25 protein-coding genes, 1 tRNA gene and 1 pseudogene are annotated in these 25405 nt (G+C 33.7%); 11 read left to right on the plus strand and 16 right to left on the minus strand.

The annotated features are described in order from the left end of the window. Window positions 1–61 precede the first annotated feature (61 nt). The 4 genes from FUA24_RS23970 to FUA24_RS23985 are packed head-to-tail and all read left to right on the plus strand — an operon-like array spanning window position 62 to window position 4217. Window positions 62–1099, plus strand: coding sequence for an ABC transporter substrate-binding protein (locus tag FUA24_RS23970; RefSeq protein WP_246147156.1), 1038 nt, complete (start codon window positions 62–64; stop codon window positions 1097–1099). A 3-nt stretch (window positions 1100–1102) separates the two neighbouring features. Continuing rightward, window positions 1103–2173 (plus strand): Gfo/Idh/MocA family protein, encoded by a 1071-nt coding sequence (locus FUA24_RS23975; protein ID WP_148545862.1) that lies wholly within the window; start codon window positions 1103–1105, stop codon window positions 2171–2173. Between the two features lie 12 nt (window positions 2174–2185). Continuing rightward, window positions 2186–2644: a MaoC family dehydratase gene (locus FUA24_RS23980; protein WP_148545864.1), complete on the plus strand. Its 459-nt coding sequence runs from the start codon at window positions 2186–2188 to the stop codon at window positions 2642–2644. Window positions 2645–2654: 10 nt separating this feature from the next. Beyond that, window positions 2655–4217: an alpha-L-fucosidase gene (locus FUA24_RS23985; RefSeq protein WP_148545866.1), complete on the plus strand. Its 1563-nt coding sequence runs from the start codon at window positions 2655–2657 to the stop codon at window positions 4215–4217. Window positions 4218–4297: 80 nt separating this feature from the next. Here FUA24_RS23985 and FUA24_RS23990 read toward each other — a convergent pair whose 3' ends face one another. Together FUA24_RS23990 and FUA24_RS23995 are read right to left on the minus strand one after the other, a co-directional pair. After that, on the minus strand, window positions 4298–5023 hold the full coding sequence (locus FUA24_RS23990; protein WP_148545868.1) for a fibronectin type III domain-containing protein: 726 nt from the start codon (window positions 5021–5023) through the stop codon (window positions 4298–4300). Beyond that, complete coding sequence (locus tag FUA24_RS23995) at window positions 5020–7758, minus strand: T9SS type A sorting domain-containing protein (protein ID WP_148545870.1); 2739 nt, start codon at window positions 7756–7758, stop codon at window positions 5020–5022. The genes FUA24_RS23990 and FUA24_RS23995 overlap by 4 nt, the downstream gene beginning before the upstream one ends. A gap of 222 nt (window positions 7759–7980) precedes the next feature. Here FUA24_RS23995 and FUA24_RS24000 point away from each other — a divergent pair. Further along, window positions 7981–8064: transfer RNA gene (locus FUA24_RS24000), tRNA-Leu, on the plus strand. A gap of 62 nt (window positions 8065–8126) precedes the next feature. Here the strand turns inward: FUA24_RS24000 and FUA24_RS24005 are convergent. The 5 genes and pseudogenes from FUA24_RS24005 to FUA24_RS24025 all read right to left on the minus strand — a co-directional run. Continuing rightward, a pseudogene (locus FUA24_RS24005) lies at window positions 8127–9038 on the minus strand (alpha/beta hydrolase); the annotation flags it as partial. A 105-nt stretch (window positions 9039–9143) separates the two neighbouring features. After that, complete coding sequence (locus FUA24_RS24010) at window positions 9144–9704, minus strand: nuclear transport factor 2 family protein (RefSeq protein WP_222861386.1); 561 nt, start codon at window positions 9702–9704, stop codon at window positions 9144–9146. Then, on the minus strand, window positions 9688–10215 hold the full coding sequence (locus tag FUA24_RS24015; RefSeq protein ID WP_148545874.1) for a nuclear transport factor 2 family protein: 528 nt from the start codon (window positions 10213–10215) through the stop codon (window positions 9688–9690). The genes FUA24_RS24010 and FUA24_RS24015 overlap by 17 nt, the downstream gene beginning before the upstream one ends. A 78-nt stretch (window positions 10216–10293) precedes the next feature. After that, entirely contained in the window at window positions 10294–11208 is a 915-nt protein-coding gene (locus FUA24_RS24020) for a helix-turn-helix transcriptional regulator (RefSeq protein ID WP_148545876.1), read from the minus strand. Between the two features lie 69 nt (window positions 11209–11277). Further along, entirely contained in the window at window positions 11278–13545 is a 2268-nt protein-coding gene (locus FUA24_RS24025) for a tetratricopeptide repeat protein (protein ID WP_148545878.1), read from the minus strand. 206 nt (window positions 13546–13751) lie between these two features. On the opposite strand from FUA24_RS24025, the gene FUA24_RS24030 reads away from it, so the two are divergent. The 5 genes from FUA24_RS24030 to FUA24_RS24050 are packed head-to-tail and all read left to right on the plus strand — an operon-like array spanning window position 13752 to window position 18222. Further along, entirely contained in the window at window positions 13752–14651 is a 900-nt protein-coding gene (locus FUA24_RS24030; protein ID WP_148545880.1) for a MerR family transcriptional regulator, read from the plus strand. Between the two features lie 48 nt (window positions 14652–14699). After that, window positions 14700–16178 carry a phytoene desaturase family protein gene (locus tag FUA24_RS24035; protein ID WP_148545882.1) on the plus strand — a complete coding sequence of 493 codons (1479 nt, stop codon included), beginning with the start codon at window positions 14700–14702 and terminating at the stop codon, window positions 16176–16178. A 45-nt stretch (window positions 16179–16223) separates the two neighbouring features. Beyond that, entirely contained in the window at window positions 16224–17063 is an 840-nt protein-coding gene (locus tag FUA24_RS24040; RefSeq protein ID WP_148545884.1) for a phytoene/squalene synthase family protein, read from the plus strand. A gap of 17 nt (window positions 17064–17080) precedes the next feature. Continuing rightward, window positions 17081–17533: a sterol desaturase family protein gene (locus FUA24_RS24045; RefSeq protein WP_148545885.1), complete on the plus strand. Its 453-nt coding sequence runs from the start codon at window positions 17081–17083 to the stop codon at window positions 17531–17533. After that, window positions 17533–18222 (plus strand): lycopene cyclase domain-containing protein, encoded by a 690-nt coding sequence (locus FUA24_RS24050; protein WP_148545887.1) that lies wholly within the window; start codon window positions 17533–17535, stop codon window positions 18220–18222. Before FUA24_RS24045 ends, FUA24_RS24050 begins: the two co-directional genes overlap by 1 nt. On the opposite strand, the gene FUA24_RS24055 is transcribed toward FUA24_RS24050, so the two are convergent. The 9 genes from FUA24_RS24055 to FUA24_RS24095 form a co-directional block, all read right to left on the minus strand. Then, window positions 18219–19184: a D-2-hydroxyacid dehydrogenase gene (locus FUA24_RS24055; RefSeq protein WP_148545890.1), complete on the minus strand. Its 966-nt coding sequence runs from the start codon at window positions 19182–19184 to the stop codon at window positions 18219–18221. The genes FUA24_RS24050 and FUA24_RS24055 overlap by 4 nt on opposite strands. Next, a complete protein-coding gene (locus FUA24_RS24060; protein WP_148545891.1) occupies window positions 19181–19753 on the minus strand; it encodes a TlpA family protein disulfide reductase in 573 nt (190 codons plus the stop codon). Before FUA24_RS24060 ends, FUA24_RS24055 begins: the two co-directional genes overlap by 4 nt. Window positions 19754–19830: 77 nt before the next feature. After that, window positions 19831–20700, minus strand: a complete 870-nt coding sequence (locus FUA24_RS24065; RefSeq protein WP_148545894.1) for an anti-sigma factor — start codon at window positions 20698–20700, stop codon at window positions 19831–19833. 74 nt (window positions 20701–20774) lie between these two features. Beyond that, on the minus strand, window positions 20775–21446 hold the full coding sequence (locus tag FUA24_RS24070) for a Crp/Fnr family transcriptional regulator (RefSeq protein ID WP_148545896.1): 672 nt from the start codon (window positions 21444–21446) through the stop codon (window positions 20775–20777). 97 nt (window positions 21447–21543) lie between these two features. After that, window positions 21544–21972 (minus strand): DUF5606 family protein, encoded by a 429-nt coding sequence (locus FUA24_RS24075; RefSeq protein ID WP_148545898.1) that lies wholly within the window; start codon window positions 21970–21972, stop codon window positions 21544–21546. 53 nt (window positions 21973–22025) lie between these two features. Beyond that, a complete protein-coding gene (gene def / locus FUA24_RS24080) occupies window positions 22026–22616 on the minus strand; it encodes a peptide deformylase (protein WP_148545900.1) in 591 nt (196 codons plus the stop codon). A gap of 78 nt (window positions 22617–22694) precedes the next feature. Then, the gene (locus FUA24_RS24085) at window positions 22695–23285 is read right to left on the minus strand and encodes a T9SS type A sorting domain-containing protein (RefSeq protein WP_187388386.1); all 591 of its coding nucleotides are present in this window, start codon (window positions 23283–23285) and stop codon (window positions 22695–22697) included. A 74-nt stretch (window positions 23286–23359) separates the two neighbouring features. Continuing rightward, on the minus strand, window positions 23360–23770 hold the full coding sequence (gene ruvX, locus FUA24_RS24090) for a Holliday junction resolvase RuvX (protein WP_148545904.1): 411 nt from the start codon (window positions 23768–23770) through the stop codon (window positions 23360–23362). A 141-nt stretch (window positions 23771–23911) separates the two neighbouring features. Beyond that, entirely contained in the window at window positions 23912–24223 is a 312-nt protein-coding gene (locus FUA24_RS24095) for a hypothetical protein (protein WP_148545907.1), read from the minus strand. A 326-nt stretch (window positions 24224–24549) separates the two neighbouring features. Between FUA24_RS24095 and FUA24_RS24100 the strand changes: the two genes are divergently transcribed. Next, window positions 24550–25365 carry a 2,3,4,5-tetrahydropyridine-2,6-dicarboxylate N-succinyltransferase gene (locus tag FUA24_RS24100; RefSeq protein WP_148545908.1) on the plus strand — a complete coding sequence of 272 codons (816 nt, stop codon included), beginning with the start codon at window positions 24550–24552 and terminating at the stop codon, window positions 25363–25365. Window positions 25366–25405 lie beyond the last annotated feature (40 nt).

The following is a 25405-nucleotide window of genomic DNA, read 5'->3' on the forward strand; positions in this document are numbered from 1 at the left end:
ACTTTATGACACCATTTTAAAAGACGAAGGTTTAAAGAATGGCGAATGGGATGTTTCTCTTATTAATACAGATTGGATCACAGAAGCCTTTTCTTCTGGTTCAATAGAAGATTTAACACCATATATAGAACATAGTGCTCCAGAAGATTTCCCTAACGGTTGGTCCCGTTCGCTACTTTACAAACAAGAATTTGATGGAAAAACGGTAGCGTTACCGTTCCATGATGGACCAGAATGTTTAATCTATAGAAAAGACTTATTTGAGTCTATGGACGAAGGCGTTTCATTCTATGAAGAATATGGTAAACCCCTAGAAATACCACAAACCTGGGACGACCTAATGCAAGTTGCAGAGTTCTTTAACAGGCCCGAACAAAATCTATATGGCACCACGTTTGCTGCATATCCCGATGGCCATAATACTGTTTTTGACTTCTGCCTACAATTATGGACAAGGGGTGGTGATCTTTTTGATGCCAATAAAAATATTAAACTTAATACCAACGCAGCCATAGAAGGCATGTCTTTCTATAGAAAAGCACTTCAAAACACAAAAGCCATACATCCAAATTCTAGAGATTTCGATTCGGTAAAATCAGGTATGGCATTTGCAAATGGTAACTTAGCAATGATGGTAAATTGGTTTGGATTTGCTTCAATGTGTGAATTCTTAGAAGATTCTAAAGTAAAAGGCAAAGTAGATATAGCCAATGTTCCTGCAGGACCTAATGGAGAAGGTGCTTCGTTAAATGCCTACTGGATGTATGTTATTGGCGCTGGAAGTAAACACAAAGACTTAGCTTATGAGTTTATCAAATTTGCAGTAAGTAAAGAAAGTGATAAGCTCCTTACCCTAGAAGGCGCTATTGGATGCAGAAAGTCTACATGGCATGATAAAGATGTAAATGATGAGGTACCATACTATTATAAATTAGAAGAGCTTCATCAAAACACCAGATCCCTACCAAGAAAATCTAATTGGTCCGAAATAGCAGATGTTATAGATCAATTAGTACTAGACGTTATTAATACTTCAGAAGACATTGAAGGCATCTTAAATAGAGCTCAAAAAGAAATAAACAGAATTGAAAATATATAACTTATGGAATTAGTTTACAAACCAGAACTTCCAAAAGAAAACAGACCTATTTACATTATTGGCGCTGGGGGCATTGTTCGTGATGCGCACTTACCTGCATATAAAAAAGTAGGCTTTAATGTGGTTGGTATAACCAATAGAACCAAACCACGTGCTATTGACGTGGCAGAGACTTTTAACATCCAAAATGTTTATGACTCTGTAGAAGATATGATAGCGGATGCGCCTGAAAATGCAGTTTTTGACTTAACTCTAATGCCTAATCAATTTGTAGCTACTTTAGAATTGCTACCCGATGAAGCTGCAGTTTTAATTCAAAAACCCATGGGTGACAATTACAAACAAACTCTTGAAATTCTTGAGGTTTGTAGAAGAAAAAAGTTAAAAGCAGCAATTAATTGTCAAATGAGATTTGCACCATATGTTATGGCAGCCAAATACTTAATTGAGCAAGGATTAATAGGAGAACTTTATGATTTTGAAGTACGCTTATCTATTTATACACCTTGGGAATATTTTCCTAATGTTGTTAACCATCCAAGGTTAGAAATTCAACAACACAGTATTCACTATATAGATCTCATTCGTTCGTTTTTGGGCAACCCTAAAAAAGTGTACTCCAAAACACTAAAGAATCCAGCTAAAACTATGTCCTCAACACGAACTACTACTATAATGGATTACAGTGATTCCATGAGAGCCATTATTAACACTAATCACGACCATAATTTTGGAGAAAAAAACCAAGAAAGTTTTGTTAAGTGGGAAGGTACTAAAGGAGCTGTAAAAGCCAGAATAGGGCTTTTATTAGATTACCCACATGGTAAACCAGACTTATTTCAATATTGTCTTGTTGAAGATGGCAAAACTCCTGAATGGATTGAAGTAGAATTAGAAGGTTCCTGGTTTCCTGATGCATTTGTAGGTACAATGGCCTCATTAATGCGTTATGTTGAAGGATCATCAGACCTATTACATACAAGTGTTGAAGATGTAGTACACTCTATGGCCATTGTAGAGGCTGCTTATGAATCTAATAACGATGGAGGTGTTGCCCCTAACTATAACATTTAAAAAGAAAAATTTATGCATATAAAATCACAGTTTTTTGAAGATTACGAATTAGGTCATAAAAGAGAAACCTTAGGAAGAACTATTACAGAAACCGACTTTGTGGTACATGCAGGACACACTGGCGATTTCTTTCCACATCATATGGATGCTGAATGGTGTGCCACACAACCGTTTAAACAACGTATAGCACATGGTACATTAACCTTTGCCGTTGGTATTGGAATGACTGCTACAGAAATTAACCCAGAAGCCTTTTCTAAAGGTTATGACAAACTTAGGTTTGTAAAACCAGTACATATAGGTGATACTATTAGAGTTGTTGTAACCATAAGCGAAAAGAAAGATTCCAAACACCCGCATTTAGGTCATGTTAATGAACATGTTGAAATTTTTAATCAAAAAGATGAATTGGTTTTGGTTTGTGATCACATATTGTTAGCCAAGAAAAAAGAATACCAAGAAAACAACTAAACATAAAACAATGAGAACATTTTTATCACTACTTGTTTTAGCCATCTTATTCTCATGTAACAATAAGGTAGGGCAACAAGAAACTAAGGAGGTTCCTGAAAAACCGGTTATAACTTATGAAGCCGATTGGGAATCTTTAAAGCAACACAAAACACCAGATTGGTTTTTAGATGCCAAATTTGGAATTTATTGTCACTGGGGGCCATACTCAGTTCCAGCTTATGAAACCGAATGGTATGCGCACTGGATGTATGTAAACAAAGACAACCCCGAGGCTAGAAACGGGAAAGCACATAAAATTTACGATTACCACGTTAAAACCTATGGTCCTCTAAATGAATTTGGGTACAAGGACTTTATTCCTATGTTTAAAGCGGAAAAATTTGATCCTGTTGAATGGGCCGATTTGTTTGAAAAAGCAGGAGCCAAATTTGCAGGACCAGTATCTGAACATGCCGATGGTTTTGCCATGTGGGATAGTGAATTAACAGAGTGGGACGCTAAAGACATGGGACCTAAACGTGATGTAATGGGTGAGTTAGCCAAAGAAATACGTAAACGCGACATGAAGTTTATAGCCACTTATCATCGTCAATGGTTATTTGGTTGGTATCCTACATGGGATGAAACAACTGACGCTTCTGACCCTAAATACGCTGGTCTCTATGGACCAAAATTGAAAAAAGGAGACAACCAAATGCCAAAAAGAAAACATGAAATAGACCAAGGCATTGAAAAATACTACCCTGTTGCAGACCAAGCTTTTAATGATGAATGGTTGAATAGATTAAAAGAAATTATTGATAAGTACGATCCTGATTTGGTATGGTTTGATAATAAAATGGATATTGTTAGTGAGGAGCACAGAAAAGGGTTTTTACAGTATTACTATAACGAAGCGGAAAAGAAAGGACAAGAAGTGGTTTCTACCTATAAATTTTATGATTTTGCTGAAGGTAGTGCAGTTTACGATTTAGAACGTGCCAGAATGAGCGAGAAAAAAGATTTTCCTTGGTTAACAGACGATTCTATAGATTGGAAGGCCTGGAGTCATATTAGCAATCCAGATTATAAATCTACCAACAGATTAATTGATTTTTTAGTGGATGTTGTTAGTAAAAATGGTGCTGTTTTATTAAATATTACGCCAAGGGCTGATGGCTCAATTCCAGAACCTGTAAAGGAACGTTTATTAGAAATGGGACAATGGTTAGCTGTAAATGGTGAAGCTATTTATGGCACCAGAACATTTGATACTTATGGTGAAGGTGATGCAAAAGTAGTTGAAGGCCATTTAAGTGAACGCAATAATGATGATAACACCGCTAGAGATATTAGATTTACAACTAAGGGTGATAAACTTTATGCTATTGCTCTGGATTGGCCAGATAACAATGAATTGATTATTAAATCATTTAAAAAAGGAAATTCACTTTTAAAGAAAACTATTAAATCCATAGATTTTATTGGTGGTGAAACTAATTTAAAATTTGAAGTTAAAGATGATGGGTTGCATGTTGCACTACCAGAAAAGAAAGGTGCTCATGCCTTTGCTTTCCGAATTAATTCATAAAAAACTTCCCATATTATAAAACTAAAAAACCAGAGCAAATGCTCTGGTTTTTTGCTAACAAAAAAAACGAACTAAATAATTTATTCAGTTCTAAACTCGAAAACTGGAGATAATGAACTTGAACCACTTTCATCGGTAGTTTTCACTCTCCAATAGTATACTGTATCTGCACTTAGTGCAATATTTTCAATTGTCGTATTTGTAGTCGTTTCTTGAACTGTAGTTGGTGTTTCATTGGTATCTAGATACACCTCATATGAAGCTATATCGTTATCCACATCACTTCCCGTCCAACTTAATGTAACTGGCGAGGCAACTTCACTACCCATTGCTGGTGCTACTAATTCAGCTGGAAACGGTGCATAATTCTCAACACCTTCTCCTGCATTATAGAACTTCCATATTTCACTGGTTGCAGTAGTTGTTGTTTTATTTGATTTAGAAATAATTTTCCACGAATAAGCTACACCTCTATCAATGGTAAGTGATATCGAAGTAGAAGAGGTAGTCTGCTCTGTCTCAACATCTGTTTCTAAATTCTTTAAGACATGTGTATAACTGTTAGTGTTAGCAGCTGCGTTCCAGTCGAATGTCACTCTACTTTTTGTATCGGATACGACATTTCCTTGATTACACTCTTCGTCCTTAGCAGGAGAGGTTAATACCGCTGCTTCAGGTGGAAGTATTTCTTCTGGTGGCGTACCTCCATCATCATCACTACCACCGCCTCCTCCACTGCCTCCACAACTAAGTAGAGCTAGAGATGCAACTAAAAAACTTCCTTTTAAAAATTTACTTAATATCATTGTTTTACAATTTTTGTTTTTGAATTAATATGTTGAGCATTTATTTTAACAAAGTACATTCCTGCACTTAAACTTTGTGTGTTAACCTGTATTCTTTGATTTTTTACTTTTTCTGTTTTACTAATAATTACTTTACCTGTTGCTGAAATCACCTCATAGGTAACTGGAGCATTAACTTTCTCAGGAAAAGCTATGGTGAAACTATCTTTTACTGTATTTGGATATACGGTAACATCATCAAATACACTAATAGTCTCAAAGTACTTACCTTGACAATCTCTATCTGCTTTTACCGAAATATTATTAACTCCTTTAACTAGTGGTAGTGTAATTTCATTTTGTGATGTTTCAATAACAGTACCATTTAATTCAATACTATAGTTAGAACCTCCACTAAGACTTAAGGTTATTTGACTTTTAGAATCTCCTATTTTAGATATAACCGACAAATCTTCTGGTTCTAAAATGGTTACAGAAAAACATTGCTCATAATTAGCATCTTCAGTGGTGGTAATACACACCGTATAATCTCCAGCCTCTAAATCGGAGAACATGACATCTGATGTAAAATCTTTTTCCGTTCCTGTTTCGGTAATTTTTGCCTTAAACTGTAATGTGGTTTCTATTGAGGTTATTGCTATAGCACCATCATCACTAGCTCTACACGACTCTCCTATACCCCTCACCTTAAAATTACTTGCCGGTATTGTGAACACTTCACAACCATCGGTATTTACTGTAGTACCTAATGGGGTATCTGGACATAAATCATCGGCGTTATCAACACCGTCATTATCATCATCATCAGGATCAAAAGCAACACAATTTTCTCCTGGTAAACCGTAACACCCTTGTCCTGTTGGACCGTATAAAGGAATCCAATCGATACCAGCTGTCCAATTATCACCACCATTTTCATATGCGCCAACATCAGGATTAGCCCCTATGAACCCATCGGTAATTCCTGCAATTTGCTTCCCTTGATCTATTGGGGAAGCGCCTGCCTTAAGGTTAAAGTCACCGCCATCTAAATTCACAAAAACGTCCGATGTTACTTGCATATTATTTTGTTTATCAGACTGAGGCTCCCAGTTGTCATCATCAGATAGGTTGTTCCATACATTTACATTGGTAAACTGTGTGCCATCTTTATGCCATGCACCCATAACAGCGGATCCATTCCAAAGCGTGTTATTATAAATATTAATGTCAGCTCCATCCCAATTAATCTGAATGTTAGTCCATTCTGTGTTCCAAACTACATTATGATGCACCAAATATTTAGACGCACTATTATCTAAATAGATCCCAGCAGCTTTGTATTTAGTTCCTGGAGAATCTGTATCGTGAAACCAGTTATGATGAATCTCTGTAACCGTTTCTCTAGGGCCTACAGTATAAAATAAAGCGCAATCATCTGCCAAACGATTACTTTTATAAACATTATTGTAGGCAATCTCATTAGTTTCTCCATTATACTGAATAGCATCTCTACCTCCATTAAATATGGTGTTGTTTTTCACTAAAGTATTATTGATACCTCTAATAATTAATGGTCCGTCGTAAACGGCTAGAAAATCGCAGTCATGCACATAGTTATTTCTAATAATTAGATTATTTCCTCTAGCATCAATACCAGAAGCCGCATTAAAAGCCACCTCACATTTTTCTATAATATGATCTGATCCTTGAACTTTTATTGCTGCTTTACCTGTATGCACACCATCAAAAACGCCTTGTGTGTGGTTGCCATAAAAAACAGAAACACCATAAAGTACAATGTTGGTAGTTCTAGTATTAGCATTGGTTTGATGCCATGTAGAACTATCCTCCATATTAATGTTGCCTCCATAAAGGGCTAGGTTTCTTATTTCAATATATTTTTTGTCTTTTAGATTTATAGTTTCTATTCGTCTTCTCATATGCACTTTACCATCTTCTGGTGCAACACCTCCAGGTAATTGAACATATAAAGTATTTGTAGCATCTTCATAATACCATTCATTTTGATAGTCTAATGCTTCTTTAACACCTTCTAAATAGAAATCTCCTTTATCGGCTGGTGGATGAAAAGTTCTAATCCAATCCTGTCCTGCAGTAAAATTAAAATTAACTCTGCCGGCAGAACTACTTGTAATTTGGCGTTTCCAGGCTGTCCATCCAGAACCTGGTCTGTCACCGTAAAACCATAGTGCGCCTCCCGTCCAATCTATTCCAGGTATGCTGGATTCTGTTAAATAGGCTCCGTTTATAGTATTTCCATCACTACCTCCAGTATTTCTTATGGAATTAAGAATAAAAGGATCATCACTTGTTTTATTTGGCCATCTCGCTAAATTTAATGGTGTTTTATCATTTACAACAAAATTATTCTGACCTAAAGAATTAAAGGAAATTGTTGTTTTATAAATAGAACCTGAATCTTGAGTCCATCCAGATAAGGCTTCCATAGCAGAGATGATTACCTTTTCACCAGGATAGGATTGAAAAATAATGGGATTACCCGCTGTACCCGAATTAGCTGGTGAAAGCGTTTCTTCGTATGTTCCTTCTCTTATATAAACAATATCTCCAGCCACCGCAACACTGGCCGCTTTAGAAATTGTTAAATAAGGACTCTCCATAGTTCCTGGGTTACTGTCATCACCATTTTTAGCTACGTAGATATCTTTTGCATAAGTGCAGAGACTTATGAAAAACACCTGAGCTATAAGTGCGTACTTTTTAATTAGCATTTGTTTAATCTAGTTTTTAGTTTAGTGTCGTTTAGTAATTCAAAACTATAATTTGCTTGGCGCTTTCAAGAGGACAAATGTCCTTATAGGTATAATAAATGTCTCCTGCTAAGGATAAATTAAGTATTTTCTAAGGTTAAGAATGCGAGTTAAAAAATGATTTTAACAAATTAAACCTTGGTTACAGTAGTAATTTATATATTTGCGCCCTACTCCTTAATTGCACACGTGGCGGAATTGGTAGACGCGCTGCCTTGAGGGGGCAGTGTCCGTATGGACGTGGAAGTTCGAATCTTCTCGTGTGCACAAAAAAAGAGCCTTTAATACACAAATATTAAGGCTCTTTTTTTCATTTTACGATCATCAATTTACAAGTTCTTTCGAAAAAAATCACTTGTTTTTTCTACAGACAATCCCACTTCTTTTTTTTGATCGTAAAACGAAAATTGATGCATTGGCGATTCTAAATCTGTATCTACCCAAATTAATTCCTTATTCAAAAACGCTACAGCTTCAAAATACTTTTTGGTGTAGTCTGGTAATACGCAGCCATCTGAATGTATCATTAATAACGGTTTTCTTAATGCTTTTGCTGAATGAAACGGATTAAGCGTTAACCAATCTTCCCAAGAAGCCACAGCAAACTGATCTGCATTCCATTGTGGTATGGCACCTCGTTCAGGATTTAAATAATAATCAAATGGACCAAACATTGCAGCTGTTTCATCGGTAGTTGATATTGCCTTCACATAAGTAAACTCACCAGTTTCTGCAAATTTTGTCTTGGCTTGTTGCGCCATATTAATTTTATGCTTCACACCTTCTTCTCCTCCATAGAATAACTTTACAGCTTCCGAATCATGTAGCCAAGAAGCTGTAGTTGCCACTGCTTTAATCTCATCATATTCAGAAGCTGCAATCAAACTATACATTGATCCTGCGCATACACCAAATACACCTATTTTTTCTTTATTTACCTCTGGCAGTGTAGCTAAAAAGTTAACAGCGTTTTTGATATCCTGAACTTTCATTTTTGGGTTTTCCCATGCTCTAGGTAGCCCTTCACTTTCGCCAAAGTTTCTAAAGTCAAATGCCAACGTTATAAATCCCTCTTTAGCAAAACTTTCGGCGTATAAACCTGCCATTTGTTCTTTTACTGTAGTCCAACTTCCTGAGCATACTAATGCAGAGTACTGCTTCCCCTCTTTGTAGTTTTCCGGATAATATAAATTCCCTACTACGGTTAAACCTTCACTTTTAAATTCTATTACTTTCATTGTTTTGTTTTTTCTGTTATGTTCCTAATTTCCGTTTTACTGCTAACCATTAGTTTTACTAGTTACTAATGATACGAAGTATCGCAGTTGCAACTTTACTTTTTATTTCTATGGTTGTATTTCTCCTAGTAATCCAAAACCTTTTGCAGCCAAGATTGGATTAAAAATTTCTACATATTCTATTATTTGTCCATCTCTATTAAACTTAAATGTTGAATAATATTCATTGCTGTAAACTTTAGAACTATTTTTAAGTTTAATATATCCCTTGTATTTCACAAAAACCATATTATGATCTTCCATGGCGTATAGATATTCCAGAGGAAATGTCATACCATCAAAATTTTCAAAAACAGGTTTCCAATAATTTTCAATTTCTTCTTTACCATTTGCACCTTCCGGAAAAATTCCAGAATGATATGGATTAATATGTTTTGCTTCGTTAGCAAACAACTTCAGTAAAACGTTCATGTTTTTAGTTTCCAATGCGGTAAAAAAGGATTTCACACTTGCCTTATTTTTTTCTCTGATTTCCATGATGTTTTGCTTATCTTTTAATAGTTGACTCATTTCCTTTTGTTGTCTTTCAATCTTATTCTCATGACATGAAAACAGCAATACCAATAATGCGATGATTATTAAGCATTTCTCTTTATTTAGCCTTTGCATTTTCAATAGCTTTTCCTACTAGCATTTCATTACCATCTTGATACTTAAAATTGAATGTCATTGACACTATTTTCCATTTACTACCACTCTTTTCTAAGTTAAAGTCATAACTTCCTACTACAATCCAAACATCTCCTTTGCTATCCTTTAAATAATGTGTGGCCGTACCGTAACAAAACACCTTTGCCGATGCGTTTTTAACCGTAGTGATAAAATTTCCTATTTGATGATTGGTATGTGTAAACCCTGGTAGAACTTTTTTCCAAGCTTCTGTTATTTGAGTTGGCGTTAATTCTTCAGCCTTATTTCCAGTCATTGAGGAATAATCTAGAGCGACTTTGGGTGCAAATTGAGCTTCTACTTCCGCCCAATTCCTTTTGTCTGTATTTACAAATAAACTTGTAATTACTTCTTGAATATTTACTTTATTATCCATATTACTTAGTTGTGTATGTGGGTTTTGGTTATTGAAAACCATTACGGTTAAAACTATAAATGCAGTACTTCTCATATCGTTTATTTTGATACTACAAAGGTGCAAACCTATGTTTGTTAGTTATTTATAAAATCAAATAAGGAAGTATAAAAATCAAAGATTACCGTTTTTCCTAAAGGTATTTGGGGTCTGATTGGTGAGTTTTTTAAAAAAGCTGCTAAAATTATTTGGCGAATCGAAGTGTAGGGCGTACGCAATTTCTTTAACACTCATTTGTGTTTGTAATAGATGTGATTTTGCCAAACTTAACACATGATTATGTATGTGTGTTTTAGCTGTATGCCCAGTTATTTGCTTTACAATAGCATTTAGATGATTAGGGTGTATTGCCAATTGTGAAGCATAAAAACTTGTGCTATGAATTCTTTTTGAAGTAATTTTGGTTTGGTAAAAACTCGTTTCTATTAAGGTTTGAAAACGTGATAATAAATTAATATCGGCCTTTCTAAACGCTGATTCTAAATGATTTTGATCTGTTTGCAACTTAAAAAAACGTTTTACAAAATTTAATAACACAAGAACATGAGCTTCTATAAGTTGAAGTGAATCTTCCTTTAAATTTTGGTTTTCCTCAAATATAGCCTCATAGACGGATAAGAGCGTTGACACTTCTTTAGGTTCCACCAAAAAAGGTTGAGATTGGTCTATTTTTAAATAGGGAAAGTCGGTTAAAAGCTTTTGTAAATATCTAGATTTAACTATAAACTCCTTAGAAAACATAAGATAATAGCCCTGCCAATCTTGTATGATATCCCATGATATAATTTGAAAAGGAATATTGAAAAAGACAGTAGCTCCATTAGGAAAGTCACTATGATGTCCAGATATGGCCTTACCAGAACCTTCAACTTTTATTGCAATGGCATAAAACTCATGCTTAAAAGGTTCCGCTTTAGGCAAAACGGTTGCCATATTATCCTCAAAACGTCTTATGTCAAAAAAATCCTGTTTTGGAGGTGTAATATTTATAGCATTACAATAGGCTTTTATAGTTTTAAAATGTTTCAAACAATATATTTAAATTGCTTTACTAAAGTTAGTAAAACAATCCTTTATAAAGAACTTTTTGAAAACGTATTATTGTACCCCTCTCAAATTATTATACATAGCCATGTATTGTTGATTATTAGGATACAACTGTACCAACCTTTGCGCAATATTAACTGCCTTTGAAATTTGATTATTCTTTTGATATAGATAAGCTAGCACATACAATAAATCGCCATTTTGCGGAGCTTGTTTTAGACCTTTAACTACTGTTGCCTCTGCTTTCTTAAAATTATTGGTTTTATCATACAACAGGCCTAAATTATAATAAAACCTAACATTCTCTGGCATGTATTTAATTGCTAATTCCATTTGTTCAATGGCTTCCTTTACTCTATTTTGTTCTCCTAGCAATAAAGCGTAAGAATAATAGGTTTGAGCAAATTCAGGTTCTTGATCTATAATAGTTTTAAAGGCCTCTTCGGCTTCTTTAATTTGTCCGTTACGGTAATAAAGATTTGCCAAATTACTTCTAATGATGTTATTTATATTATCAATCTCTAAAGCGCTTTCCATAGACTTAATGGCATTAGGTATATCTCCTTTTTTAAGAAAGTACCCCCCTCGTTTAGCGCGTCCTCCTGCAAAATCTGCGGTAACATTTAAATGAATCTCAAACTCCTTTTTAACCTTTTGATAAGCTTCTTTATATTCCTCTGGAATTTGTAACTCGTCTAAAGATCCTAATGCAAAAAATGCCTTTACGCGTACAGTTCGTTTAGGGTCCTTTAACAATGGGATAAAATACTTAGCATAATCAGTATTGGCTATTTCTCCAAGAGCATCTATGGTTGCTCCACGTACCACAGGAGATTCATCTTCTAGGAAACCTAACATGTTGTTAATAACATCTTCAGTATAATAATTTGTCATTGCACTAACGGCCGACGCCCTTGCCAACTCCGGATAAATAGTATCTTTTGCTAGTGTCAATAGATTATGATATCCACCTTCTTCAGCAGTAAAACCAGGAGCTAACAAATCTGAGAAATGCGTATAATCTGGTTCACCATAATTCTTTTTAAAATGCTCCCATGCCCATTCATCATCTTTATCTGTATGACATCTAGTACAAGCATTAGGAGTGCCATATTTTAAACTTTGATCTGGTCTTGGAATTCTGAAACTATGATCTCGTCTGTAATCATTCCCCATGTAAATTTTACCATCCATATGACAGTTTATACACTTTGCACCTTCTGAATTTGCTTCATGAAAATGATGAGATGGCGCATCATATTTAGGCTGTTCATGACATTGTAAACATAGCGCATTTCCTTCGAATTTCAATTTTAGTGAGTGGGCATTATGACAATTGGTACATGTAACATTATTTTGATACATTTTACTTTGTACAAAAGACCCATACACATAAACCTCATCTAAAATTTGTCCATCTGGATAGTACAAATTGTTGGTTAAAATTTGAGGAAAATAATGATCCATCATCGTTCCTTCAAAATTAAAATGACCAGAGAACTGCTCTCTTCGCATATGGCATCTTGCACATTGATCCACCAATTCCTTAGGTTCGGTTTTGCTGGTCATCCACATACCATCTGTGGCAACATACTTATCTCCTTGCTTTTTTACTTGTTCAATATGATTTTTTCCAGGACCATGGCAGGCTTCACAGTTCACATTTATGAGAGCGTATTTTGTATCATAGCTATGATCTTCTTGTTTGTAATTTTTCCTAACATTTGTAGAATGACAATCGGCGCACATGTTATTCCAGTTTAGGCCTCCTCTTGACCAGTGTAGCCATTCTGAATGTACCACCTTAAAATCTGGATACAAATCAAACCATTGCTTTTTTTCGGTATCCCAAGCCGTTCTTAAACATTGGAAATGCCCATCTGGAAATTTAACTATGTATTGCTGTAGGGGTGTTATTCCAAAAGTATATTCAATTTTATAATCGTGATTTTTTCCATCAGGTCCCTCTGTATTTACGTAGTAACTTCCATCCTTTTTGAAAAACTTAGAAACCACACCTTGACTTTTAAAGGTAGCATTACTAAAATTTCCTAAAATAGTAGTATCTGTTGCTATTTGCATAGCCTTATCATGATGAGAACCTTTCCATTCTTCTACTTCTTCGGCATGACATTCGGCACAGGCTTTATCTCCTAAAAAGTGGTTATCTGGGATTAATTCTGAAGACACAAACACACGTTCTTGCTTGGCCTCTACGTATGTTTGTTTCTTATCGTTACAAGAAAAGAAAAACAAGAGCATAAAAGCATAAAACAAAGTGTTGATTTTCAGTTTAGAAAACAAAAAAGGTAATAGCATAATAAAAATAGGTGCCTAGTGTATAAATATAACTCATCAAAAATAGCGTATACCTGTGTGTTTACAAAGAAAGAATTTTATTTAAGAATGGGTCTTAATAAGTGATATGGTTTTGAAAAAATCCATAATTTGCCTTAAATAATTCGCAATTTTAACATATGTTATTAAAAAATTCCGTATTTTTGTTTAACTTTTTTTAATTATACATGAACAATATACAAGTAAATTTCAGTATTAAAGATCTGGAAAATCTTACAGGGATTAAAGCGCATACCATAAGAATATGGGAGAAGCGCTACAATTTACTTGAACCAAATAGAACAGATACTAATATAAGAACATATAGTATTTTTAGCCTACAGAAGCTTTTAAACATTTCGTTCTTAAATAATAATGGCTATAAGATTTCCAAAATTGCGAAATTAGAGGAAGAAGAAATACCCATAAAGGTTAGAGAGATTGCTTCAAGATCTAAAGTAGAAGATCATGCTATTAATGCTTTCAAGATGGCCATGATTAACTTTGATCAAGTGCTTTTCTACAACACTTATAACAATCTTATAGAAAACAAAAGCTTTAGTGATATTTTCTACACGGTTTTTAGGCCATTACTAAACGAAATTGGTATCCTGTGGCAAACAAATACCATTACCCCTGCACATGAGCATTTCCTTTCTGTTCACATTAAGCAGAAAATTTTACTAAATATTGAAAGGTTGCAAAGTCTTGAGCCAAAACCAGACTCTAAAACCTACATTCTGTATTTGCCGGAAAATGAAATTCATGACATTGGCTTGTTATTTATCAATTACCAATTAAGAAGTAAAGGTTATCATACTATATTTTTGGGAGAAAGTGTTCCTGTTGAAAGTTTAACTAGTGTACTTGAGTTCTTTACTGATATAGTGTTTGTGTCTTATTTCACTGTTAATCCTGAGGTTGAAAAAATACCTGATTATATAAATACGTTTAGCGAGTTACTTCTGCAAAACACAGAAAATCAACTATTACTACTAGGCCCGAAATTTTTAAGTGTTGAAGATTTAAAACTACCTGAAAACACTACTGTTTATCAAAATATTGAAGATCTTATAGAGAATTTATAGCTCTGAAATTTCATTTTGTTCAACATTTTTTTATATTTGTTAAACAAAATGAAAAACACAATTATCATAATCGGATCTGGTTTCTCTTCTTTAGCTGCGTCATGCTACTTAGCCAAAGCTGGTTACAAAGTAACCATATTAGAGAAAAATAAAACCATAGGTGGTAGAGCTAGGCAACTTAAAAAAGATGGTTTCACCTTTGATATTGGTCCAACTTGGTACTGGATGCCAGATGTCTTTGAACGTTTTTTTTCAGACTTCAATAAAAAGCCTTCCGATTATTATACATTAGATAAGCTTAGTCCTGCGTACAGCGTCTATTTTGGTAAAGACGATGTTATTACTATAGAGGATTCCTTAGAAAAAATCTGCGCCACTTTTGAGTCGGTTGAAGCTGGAAGTTCAACTCTTTTAAGAAAATTTATAAATAATGCCAAGGAGAACTATGATATTGCTATTAAAGACTTAGTTTATAATCCTGGTGTTTCGCCATTAGAGCTCGTTTCATTAACCACAATGAAAAAGCTTAATCAATTCTTTAGTAATGTAAAAAGTGATGTAAGAAAAGCATTCAGTAATGACAAGCTTGCTAAAATACTAGAATTCCCTGTGCTTTTTCTTGGGGCAAAACCAAGTAATACACCGTCTTTCTACAACTTTATGAATTATGCGGATTTTGGTCTAGGCACATTTCATCCCAAAAAAGGTATGTACCAGGTTATTTTGGCTATGGAACAATTAGCGCATGAACTCGGGGTAACCATAAAAACAGACGCTCCGGTAGAAAAAATAAGCATTGAAAAAGGAAACATTGCACACAGCGTTGTATCTAATAAGACTGTTTACAACGCTGATATTGTGCTAAGTGGAGCAGACTATCACCATACAGAAACATTACTAGACAAAAATTACCGACAATACTCGGAAAGTTATTGGAACAGAAAAACCTTTGCGCCTTCTGCCCTTTTATTTTATGTTGGTTTTAATAAAAAAATTAAAAATGTAGAACATCACACCTTGTTTTTTGATGTAGATTTTGATGTGCATGCTCATGCTATTTATGATAGAGCTACATGGCCTGAAGAGCCTCTATTTTATGCGAGCTTTCCAAGTAAAACAGATAGTTCTACAGCTCCCACTGATAAAGAAGCTGGCATTTTTTTAATACCCTTAGCTCCTGGTTTAGAAGACTCTAAGGAGCTTAGAGATGCGTATTTCTCTAAAATAATTCGTAGATTAGAAGAACTAACCTCACAAAAGGTAACGGATAGTATCCTTTTTAGGGAGTCTTTTGGTGTTAATGACTTTATAAAAGATTACAACTCCTATAAGGGTAATGCCTATGGAATGGCAAATACATTATTGCAAACAGCATTTTTAAGACCTAAACTAAAAAGTAAAAAAGTAAAAAACCTTTATTTCACAGGACAATTAACTGTTCCCGGACCGGGTGTTCCACCTTCCTTAATTTCAGGAAAACTAGTCTCCGAATTAATTACTAAACACCATCCGATTGTGAATAATTGATTAAATGAAAAACTATTAAACATATAACTTTAAAAGTCTTTAGCTATGAAATCTCTTTTTGATACTGTCTCTTATAATTGCAGCAAACTCGTTACAAAAACATATAGTACGTCTTTTTCAATGGCTACTAAAATGCTATCTAATTCCATTAGAAATGACATCTATAATATTTATGGTTTCGTAAGACTTGCTGACGAAATAGTAGATTCTTTTCACGATTACAAGAAAGAGGAATTATTTAATGAGCTTAGTGAAGATCTGGAGGCAGCTTTAAGGGAAAAAATTAGTTTGAATCCTATTTTAAATGCTTTTCAATACACTTATCATAAGTATAATATTGATAGACATCTGGTTGATGCTTTCATGAAAAGTATGCGTTTAGATTTACATAAAACGAATTACCTAACACCTGAAGAATACAAAAACTATATTTATGGCTCTGCTGACGTTGTTGGGTTAATGTGTTTAAAAGTTTTCGTTAATGGCGATGAGGATAAATATGAAAATCTTAAAGATACTGCGATGTCTTTAGGTTCTGCCTTTCAAAAAGTTAATTTTTTGAGAGATCTAAAAGCTGATTATGATGAATTAAATAGAAGTTACTTTCCCAACGCAGACCTAGATAATTTGGATGAAGTTTCTAAACAAGAAATTATTGATGACATTGAGGCTGACTTTGCAAAAGGTCTTAAAGGCATAAAAAAGCTCCCTCTTGATGCTAAATTTGGGGTTTTTACAGCCTACAGGTATTATAGGCAATTGCTAAAAAAACTCAAAAAAACTCCCGCACTACAAATTAAAAGCACCAGAATAAGAGTATCTAACCCGAAAAAAATTGAACTTTTAATGCGTAGTTATGTAAAATATCAATTAAATTTAATGTAGTTTAAATAGACTTGTTAATGCAAACATTCTTTTGGATACTAATTTTTTTGTGTGCCTATTGTATTATGGAATTTATGGCTTGGTTTACTCATAAATACATTATGCATGGTTTCTTATGGAGTTTACATAAAGATCATCACAAAAAAGAACATGATAGTTGGTTTGAGCGCAATGATTTATTCTTCATTTTTTACGCCATTGTGAGTATTTCAAATATTTTACTTTGGGAATTCAATGATTTTTGGGCTGGTTTACCTATTGGTTTAGGCATATTGGCTTATGGTATATCCTACTTTATTGTTCATGACATTTTTATTCACCAGCGTTTTAAAATGTTTAGAAATGTAAATAATTGGTACGCTAAAGGTGTAAGACGTGCGCACAAAATTCACCATAAAAACATAAACAAAAAAGATAGTGAGTGTTTTGGTATGCTTTTCGTCCCTTTTAAATATTTCAAAAGAAGCTAATGAATTACTTATACCTAATATTAAATTTAGGGTCTTTAAGTATTCCTTTTCTTTTTAGCTTTCACCCAAAGCTTAAATTCTATACCCTTTGGAAACCCTTGTTCATAGGGATACTCTTGTCCATGTTTATTTTTATTCCATGGGATATAGTTTTTACTTATAAAGGTTTTTGGGGATTTAATGGGAACTATTTAATAGGAACTTCAATATTTAACTTACCTTTAGAAGAGTGGCTTTTCTTTATTTGTATTCCCTATGCTTGCGTATTTACGCACTATGCGTTGTTACATTATTTTCCAAATTTGGGTATCTCCAAAAAACTAACTAAACTTATTAGTTATATTTTAATGTTGGTATTCAGTATACTAATCATTTATAATTATGATAAATGGTATACCTTAATCAACTTTACTTTAGCCCTTGTTTTAATATTCGTAACTGTTAAGTACCGTATACAAATACTGAGTAAATTTTACATCACATTTCTTGTAATGTTAATTCCCTTTTTTGTTGTTAATGGTGTGCTTACAGGAAGTTTTATTAAAAATGAGGTTGTTTGGTATAATAATGCAGAAAACTTAAATTTCAGATTATTTACCATTCCTGTAGAAGATAGTATATACGCATTTTCCCTTATCTTAATACCATTGTTCATAATAGAGCATTTCAACTCTAAGACAAAAATTTAGGTATTTACTACATTTATTGGTTTACCATTCAAATATGCTTCCAAATTCTTAACAGTAGTATTCATAAGCCTTTCTCGAGCTTCCTTTGGAGCCCAAGCTATATGTGGCGTAATAATACAGTTCTTTGCTTTTAATAAAGGATTGTTTTTCTGCATTGGCTCTTGAGAAACGACATCGACTGCAGCACCAGAAACTTTTCCCGAATCTAAAGCCTTAGCTAAATCTTCTTCTACAACCAAACCTCCTCTTGCGGTATTAATAATTTTTACACCATCCTTCATCTTAGTAATATTCGTTGTATTAATGATACCCTTAGTGCTATCGAATAACGGACAGTGCAAACTTATAATATCACTCTTAGAAAACAACTCATCTAACGCCACAAACTTTAAAGAATCTGACTCAAACTCGGCTCTTTTAGTCCTACTACTCACTAAAATATTTAATCCGAATGCTTGAGCTACTTTCGCTGTTGCCTGACCTATTTGTCCAAAACCTATTAAACCTAGAGTTTTACCTTCTAATTCTGTTAACGGTGAATTCCAAAAACAAAAATCTGGAGATGTTACCCAATCTCCATTATGAACAGCTTGACTGTGATCACCTACGTTATGACACATTTCAAGTAGAAGCGCCATTGTAAATTGCGCTACAGATGTTGTACTATATGCTGGTACATTGGTAACTGTAATACCTAATTCTTTTGCCACCTTAACATCTACTACATTATACCCTGTAGCCAGAACACCTATAAACTTAACCCATGGTACATTTTCTAAAACTTCTTTAGTTAAAGGGGTTTTATTGGTATAAATAATCTGAGCATCTCCAATAGCTTTTATAATATCAGCTGTGTTATAGGCTGTTCTTTCAAATACTTTTAGGTCACCATAATTAGAGATGGCTTCCCAACTTAAATCTCCAGGGTTTAAAGTATACCCATCTAAAACAACAATTTTCAATTTAGTTTTGGTTTAATTAATTTATCTATAGTAGTTCTAACTGTATCACTATTCCAATTTGCAGCACCGGTCTTATCTATTACAATGTTTCCTTCTTTATCTATTAAAAATGTTCTTGGTATAGATTTAACATTAAAGTTTTTGGGAGCTTCAGAAATAGCCGTATAAACGGGAAAAGTATAATCGTTTTTATTGAGAAATGCATTGACTACCTCAAACGAATCGTCTGTAATAAACAAGAACTCAATTTGACCATTATAATCATTATACAATTCTTGAAGGCTTGACATTTCAGCGATACAAGGGGGACACCAAGTAGCCCAAAAATTTATTAAAACTACCTTTCCTTTAGTGGTTTTAAAATCAAACACATCATCTTTTTCCCCTTTAAGCTGCCAATTATATGAACTTAATGATTCCCTTTCAGAATCATTTGAAACAGAAGGGCTAAATAAAGCCAACCCTCTGTTAAGAAATACTTGAATAGGTTTCCTTGTTTGCGGTATTAACAGGAGAACAACCACAACAAGAAATATTAAATCTTTAAAATTCGGTTTTTTAAGCTTCATAAAACAAAAAAGCATGGTTTTTACACCATGCTTCAAATCTAAAAAAAACAATTCATCTTTTTCATAGACAAACAGTATTATCTCGAAACTATACCAGATAAACTCTTTACTGGTCCGTCTCCCATCATTATAGTCGTATGATTCATGGCATCTGATGGTACCATATGAGCTAAAGGTTTTAAAGTAAAGGGAGCTGCACTGTTATCTGGATCTGGCTCTACCGAAATAACAACAGTTCTACCCTTTAAATCAGTTGGAAATGTTAATCCTGCAGGAGCATTTTGTAAATAGTCCTCTCCTGGATAAGCAGGTCCGTTACCAGCATCTCCCTTAAAAATCGAAGTTGCTGCATTATCATCTGCCGCATCAGCTGCAGTAAAGGTTCCAGTAGTAACAGGTGTACCATCAAAAACTACCCAACCTTCGTATTTCCATCCATCTGTTAGTGTTGGCAAATTTAAACCTGCTACTGCAGAACCACTAGAATTATCTAAAAACCAAACACCGCTTTCTTCGTTTGTATCGTCTGTATCTGTAGGTGTAGCTAATATGTACTTTCCCGAGGCTGAACTAAAATCTCCAACAATACCATTTGAACTTACATTTGCAGAATTACCAGAAAAGTCTCCAGCTAAAATTTTAGTTGCCGCTGGAGCTGGATCTGGATCTACAGTTGGTTCTATTGAAAGCACAAACGTAGTTGCTCTATTTAAATCGTCTTTATCAACATTGAATGTTTGAGGAAATGTTACAGAAGAAAATGTTCCTGTAGATACGGGATTACCATCTACAATAATCCAACCTTCATATACGTAATCTGAACCAAGTTCTTCTAAACCATCTAGGTTTAGAGTTAATCTTGAGGTCTTAATTGGATTGTCATCATCACTACATGACACTCCTAATACACCTAAAGCCAAAACAGCTAATACTAATTTTTTTATCATCACAATTAATTTTAAAGTTTATATTACTCCAAAATTAAATTGTAACGACTTTTTAAAATGTTAGCTACCTAACACTAAGCAATTTTTTTATGAATTCTTATCTCTTTTCTACCAAATTCAATGATGTTATCTTCTTTTAGCTCATTAAGAAGTATATTTAAAGTTGGTCTTGAAGTTCCTATTAAAGAGGCTATATCTCTTTGGGTGTAGGGGTGATGAATTACTTTATCTCCAGTTTTTTCGCAATCGTAACCATAATCCGCACATAATTCCTCAAGGAATTCTACAAGTCTTGTTTTTGCATCTTTAAAAAGTAGTATTTGAAGACGCCTTTCTAAACGTTTTAACTTAAATCCTATCAGTTTGTAAATTTTTAGACTAAATGTCTGGTTATCTCGCATTAAATTGTGCATTGTATCTACACCTACCGGGCAAATACTTGTAGTATTATCAACAGATTGGGCAAATTCCTCTCTTTTATCTTCTCCTAAAATAGCTGTTTCGCCAAACAGTTCGCCTCTAGTTAAAATGGCTTTTACAACCTCAGTACCATCCTCGTTGTAATATCCGATTTTCACTTTACCTTTTTCTATAAGGTAAACTTTGTTAGCGGAGTCTTCTTCAAAATAGATATAATCTTGCTTTTTATAGGAATCAAAATCATGATTAGCCTTATAGGCTTTAAATTTGTGTGGACAGAGTACTTTAAAAAGGTTGACATCATCAAAAAACCAAAGCGATTTCATGGGGTTTAGCTTTTATTTGTTAGTTGCTTTTGTGTCGGCAAACACCTTTAAAACTTACAGAACCCCATAAAAAAACCTCCAAATGGAGGTTTAAATTTTATTCTTCTTCGTCTGAGACGTCACTTTCCTCAGTATCATCTAAAAAGTTTAGCATATCATGCTTTTGAAGTAGGTTATACCATTGTATTACTTTTTTAATATCACTGGCATATACCCTGTCTTCATCGTAATCTGGAAGTACATCAAAAAAATACTCTTCTAACTTATCCTTACTATCTTTTGGTTTAACAGAAGTTTCTCCTCCATTTTCTTTGTCTTTAATCTTTTTAAAAACATCCTTTAATGGCACTTCTTCAGCTAGTGTATAAATAGCAATTTCACTCAATATACTTACGTTATTTTGAATACCAACAGATAAGCGCTTTTTATCAATTAAAGATTCTGCAACAAAACCACCTCGCGTTTGAGTAATAAGTTTGTATAAACCTGGTTTTCCTGATATTGAAAGTACTTTTTCTAAACTCATATTATTTTTTTAAGGGTGGCAAATATCCTTCCTTTATTAATGTATTGCAAATATTAGCGTCTCTTTTTTTGATCTGGAAAACGCATTCTGTAGTCAATATTTATTTTTCCTTTAGAGATGTTATTGAGTTTTCCTTTAATTAATCGTTTTTTAAGACTAGAAAGTTTATCTGTAAATAAGACCCCTTCAATATGATCATATTCATGCTGAATAACGCGAGCAATTAATCCTTCATACTTTTCAGTACGTTTTTCAAAATTCTCGTCAAAATACTCTATAGTAATTTGAGGTTTTCTAAATACGTCTTCTCTAACATCTGGAATACTTAAACAGCCCTCTGTAAAAGCCCATTCATCACCTTCTTCCTCTAAAATAGTAGCGTTAATAAAAATCTTTTTAAAACCTTTAAGTAAATTCCTCTCGTCTTCACTTAAATCTTCATCTTCAGCAAAAGGTTCAGTATCTACTAAAAAAACTCTAATAGGAAGCCCTATTTGAGGAGCTGCCAAGCCTACTCCATAAGCACCGTACATGGTTTCAAACATATTTTCCAAAAGCTCATCAAGCTTAGGATATTCTGGTGTTATTTCTTTAGCCTTTCGTTTTAAGACTGGATCGCCGTAAGCTACAATAGGTAATATCATATAAGTATTTTATACTATTTAAAGTTGCAAAAATACAAATACTTAACAATAGTAAAGAATAAAAACTTAAATCAAGTTTTAATTACTAGCAACAACAAATTTTCTTGAAAACGCAGATGCTTCAGTTTTTAGAGTCAACAAATAAACACCAGATGTTAAACTTGACACATCAATTTTCTTAGAATTTGTTTCAACCATATCACTAGTTAAAACTGTTTTACCATTTACATCAACAATAATAATTTTAGCATTAGTACGTATTGCTAAATTTAACCTAAGCTCCTTATCTGCTTTAGTAAGAGGATTTGGGTATAGCGTTAAAGACGCTTTATTTATTAAATCAATTTCTTCAATTGGTAAAGTATTGCTATTGTAGGTACAGTTTAAACCACCACCAAAGTCAGCAGTAAAGCTGTTAGGATCTGCTACAGGTGTACCTCCTGGATTTAAATCGTATGTTGATGTTTCATCTGTACAAGTCGCTTGATTATGAGCATAAGTACTACCTTCTACTCTTATTGTACTGGGCCTATTAACACATAATGAAATTCCTGGTTTATACAAAAAGATTATTGAATTACCCGATACAAAACCTTTATCTGGACAAACTTGAGCATTAACAACATAAACGCTTAAAACGGTAATAAGTAGTAAGTAAATTTTCTTCATGGGTGAGAGAATTAAATTAATTATTATAAACAAATATAAAAGTAATTCTCTTTTATTTAATATAAAACTCCACATTATTTATTATATAAATAGTTTTGAAGAATAAGAGTAGCACTAATCTCATCTATCAGCGCTTTATTTTTACGCTGCGATTTTTTTAACCCACTATCTATCATAGTTTGAAATGCCATTTTGGATGTAAACCGTTCATCTACTCTTTTAATAGGAATTTCTGGAATTTCCTTTTCTAGTTTAGCTATAAATTTTTGAATATGTACTTCACTTTCGGAAGCAGTATTATCCATTTGCTTGGGCTCTCCAATCAAGAATAATTCTACTTTTTCCGCTTTCGTATATTCCTTTAAAAAGGGTACTAATTCATTAGTATTAACGGTGGTTAAACCAGAAGCAATTATTTGTAATTCATCCGTTATTGCTAACCCAGTTCTTTTAGTTCCGTAGTCTATAGCTAGTAATCTTGCCATTAGAAGTTTTTTTGCAAAAATAATCATAAAAAAAGACTGTCATTAATGACAGTCTTTTTAGCTTAACCTACTTATTAACACCTTTGAGAGTTTAGGTCACATTATTAATATAACCTGTGTATAAAGTTTTTTGAGAGATACTTACGCTTTTTTAGCTTTATTCATTTTAGGGAATAAAAGCTTAATGTTGTCAACATTTCTTTCTCTGTTGAAATAAGTTCTTATATCACTTGCAGTACCTGCGATTGATGCTCTTAATTCTTCTTCGCTAATTAATAATACTTCTTCTTTAGTATTCTTTAAAGTATCCTTAGCTACAACCGTAGTATCATTATCTTCAGAAATAGTAACAGTTTTTTCAGTTTCAACTTTTACCTCAACTTTAGAATCTTGAGCATTTGCGAAAGAGAAACTTAAAACTAAAACTAATAATATGTAGAATCTTGTTTTCATGATTTGGGTTGTTTTACACTTCAAAGATATATCGAGGGGAAGGCTGAAATAGAAAAAAATGGTTGTACAACCTTGAATATTCGTTTATTAGAGAACCTGCATAAAACCTAGGTTTAACAGGGGAAATGCATCTTTTTTTCGGTTAAAAAACACAGTATATGCATTTCGTCGATGTTTTTTTCCTGAACATAGATACTTACAAAAATGCCATTCTTTTAACTGCATTTTAAAGTGGATTAAAAACACGCCTATTTTAAATCATTTTATACGTTCCTCGATTAAGTTATTTAACCAAGACCTATTATATTTGCCAAAAACATTAACAAATGACTGAATTACAACAAATAATTGAAGCAGCTTGGGATAACAGAGAGCTTTTAAAAGAAGAGAGCACCATGTCTGCTATAAGAACGGTTATAGACTTATTAGATAAAGGAGAATTAAGAGTTGCCGAACCTGTTGAAGGTGGATGGCAGGTAAATGAATGGGTTAAAAAAGGTGTTGTGCTTTATTTCCCCATTCAAAAAATGGAAACTATTGAGGCAGGTCCATTAGAATTCCATGATAAAATCCCTTTAAAGAAAGGATACGCTGAAAAAGGAATTCGAGTTGTACCACATGCTGTTGCTAGACACGGTGCTTATATTTCTCCTGGTACTATTTTAATGCCTAGTTATGTAAACTTAGGTGCTTATGTAGACGAAGGCACTATGGTAGATACTTGGGCTACTGTTGGAAGTTGTGCTCAAATTGGTAAAAATGTACACTTATCTGGAGGTGTTGGTATTGGTGGTGTCTTAGAACCACTACAAGCAGCACCTGTTATTATAGAAGATAATGTATTTGTTGGTTCTAGGTGTATCGTTGTTGAAGGTGTACATGTTGAAAAGGAAGCCGTTCTAGGAGCTGGCGTTGTTCTAACTATGAGCACAAAGATAATTGATGTAACTGGAGATGAGCCTGTTGAAATGAAAGGAAAAGTTCCTGCTCGTTCAGTAGTTATTCCTGGAAGTTATACTAAAGAATTTGCTGCTGGTAGTTATAATGTGCCTTGTGCCTTAATAATTGGTAAAAGAAAAGAAAGCACAGACAAAAAAACGTCTTTAAATGATGCTTTACGTGAAAACGAGGTAGCAGTTTAGCACTTACAAATAAAAGATAGACTATCTTGATTATGATCAA

The organism is Seonamhaeicola marinus, assembly GCF_008085455.1.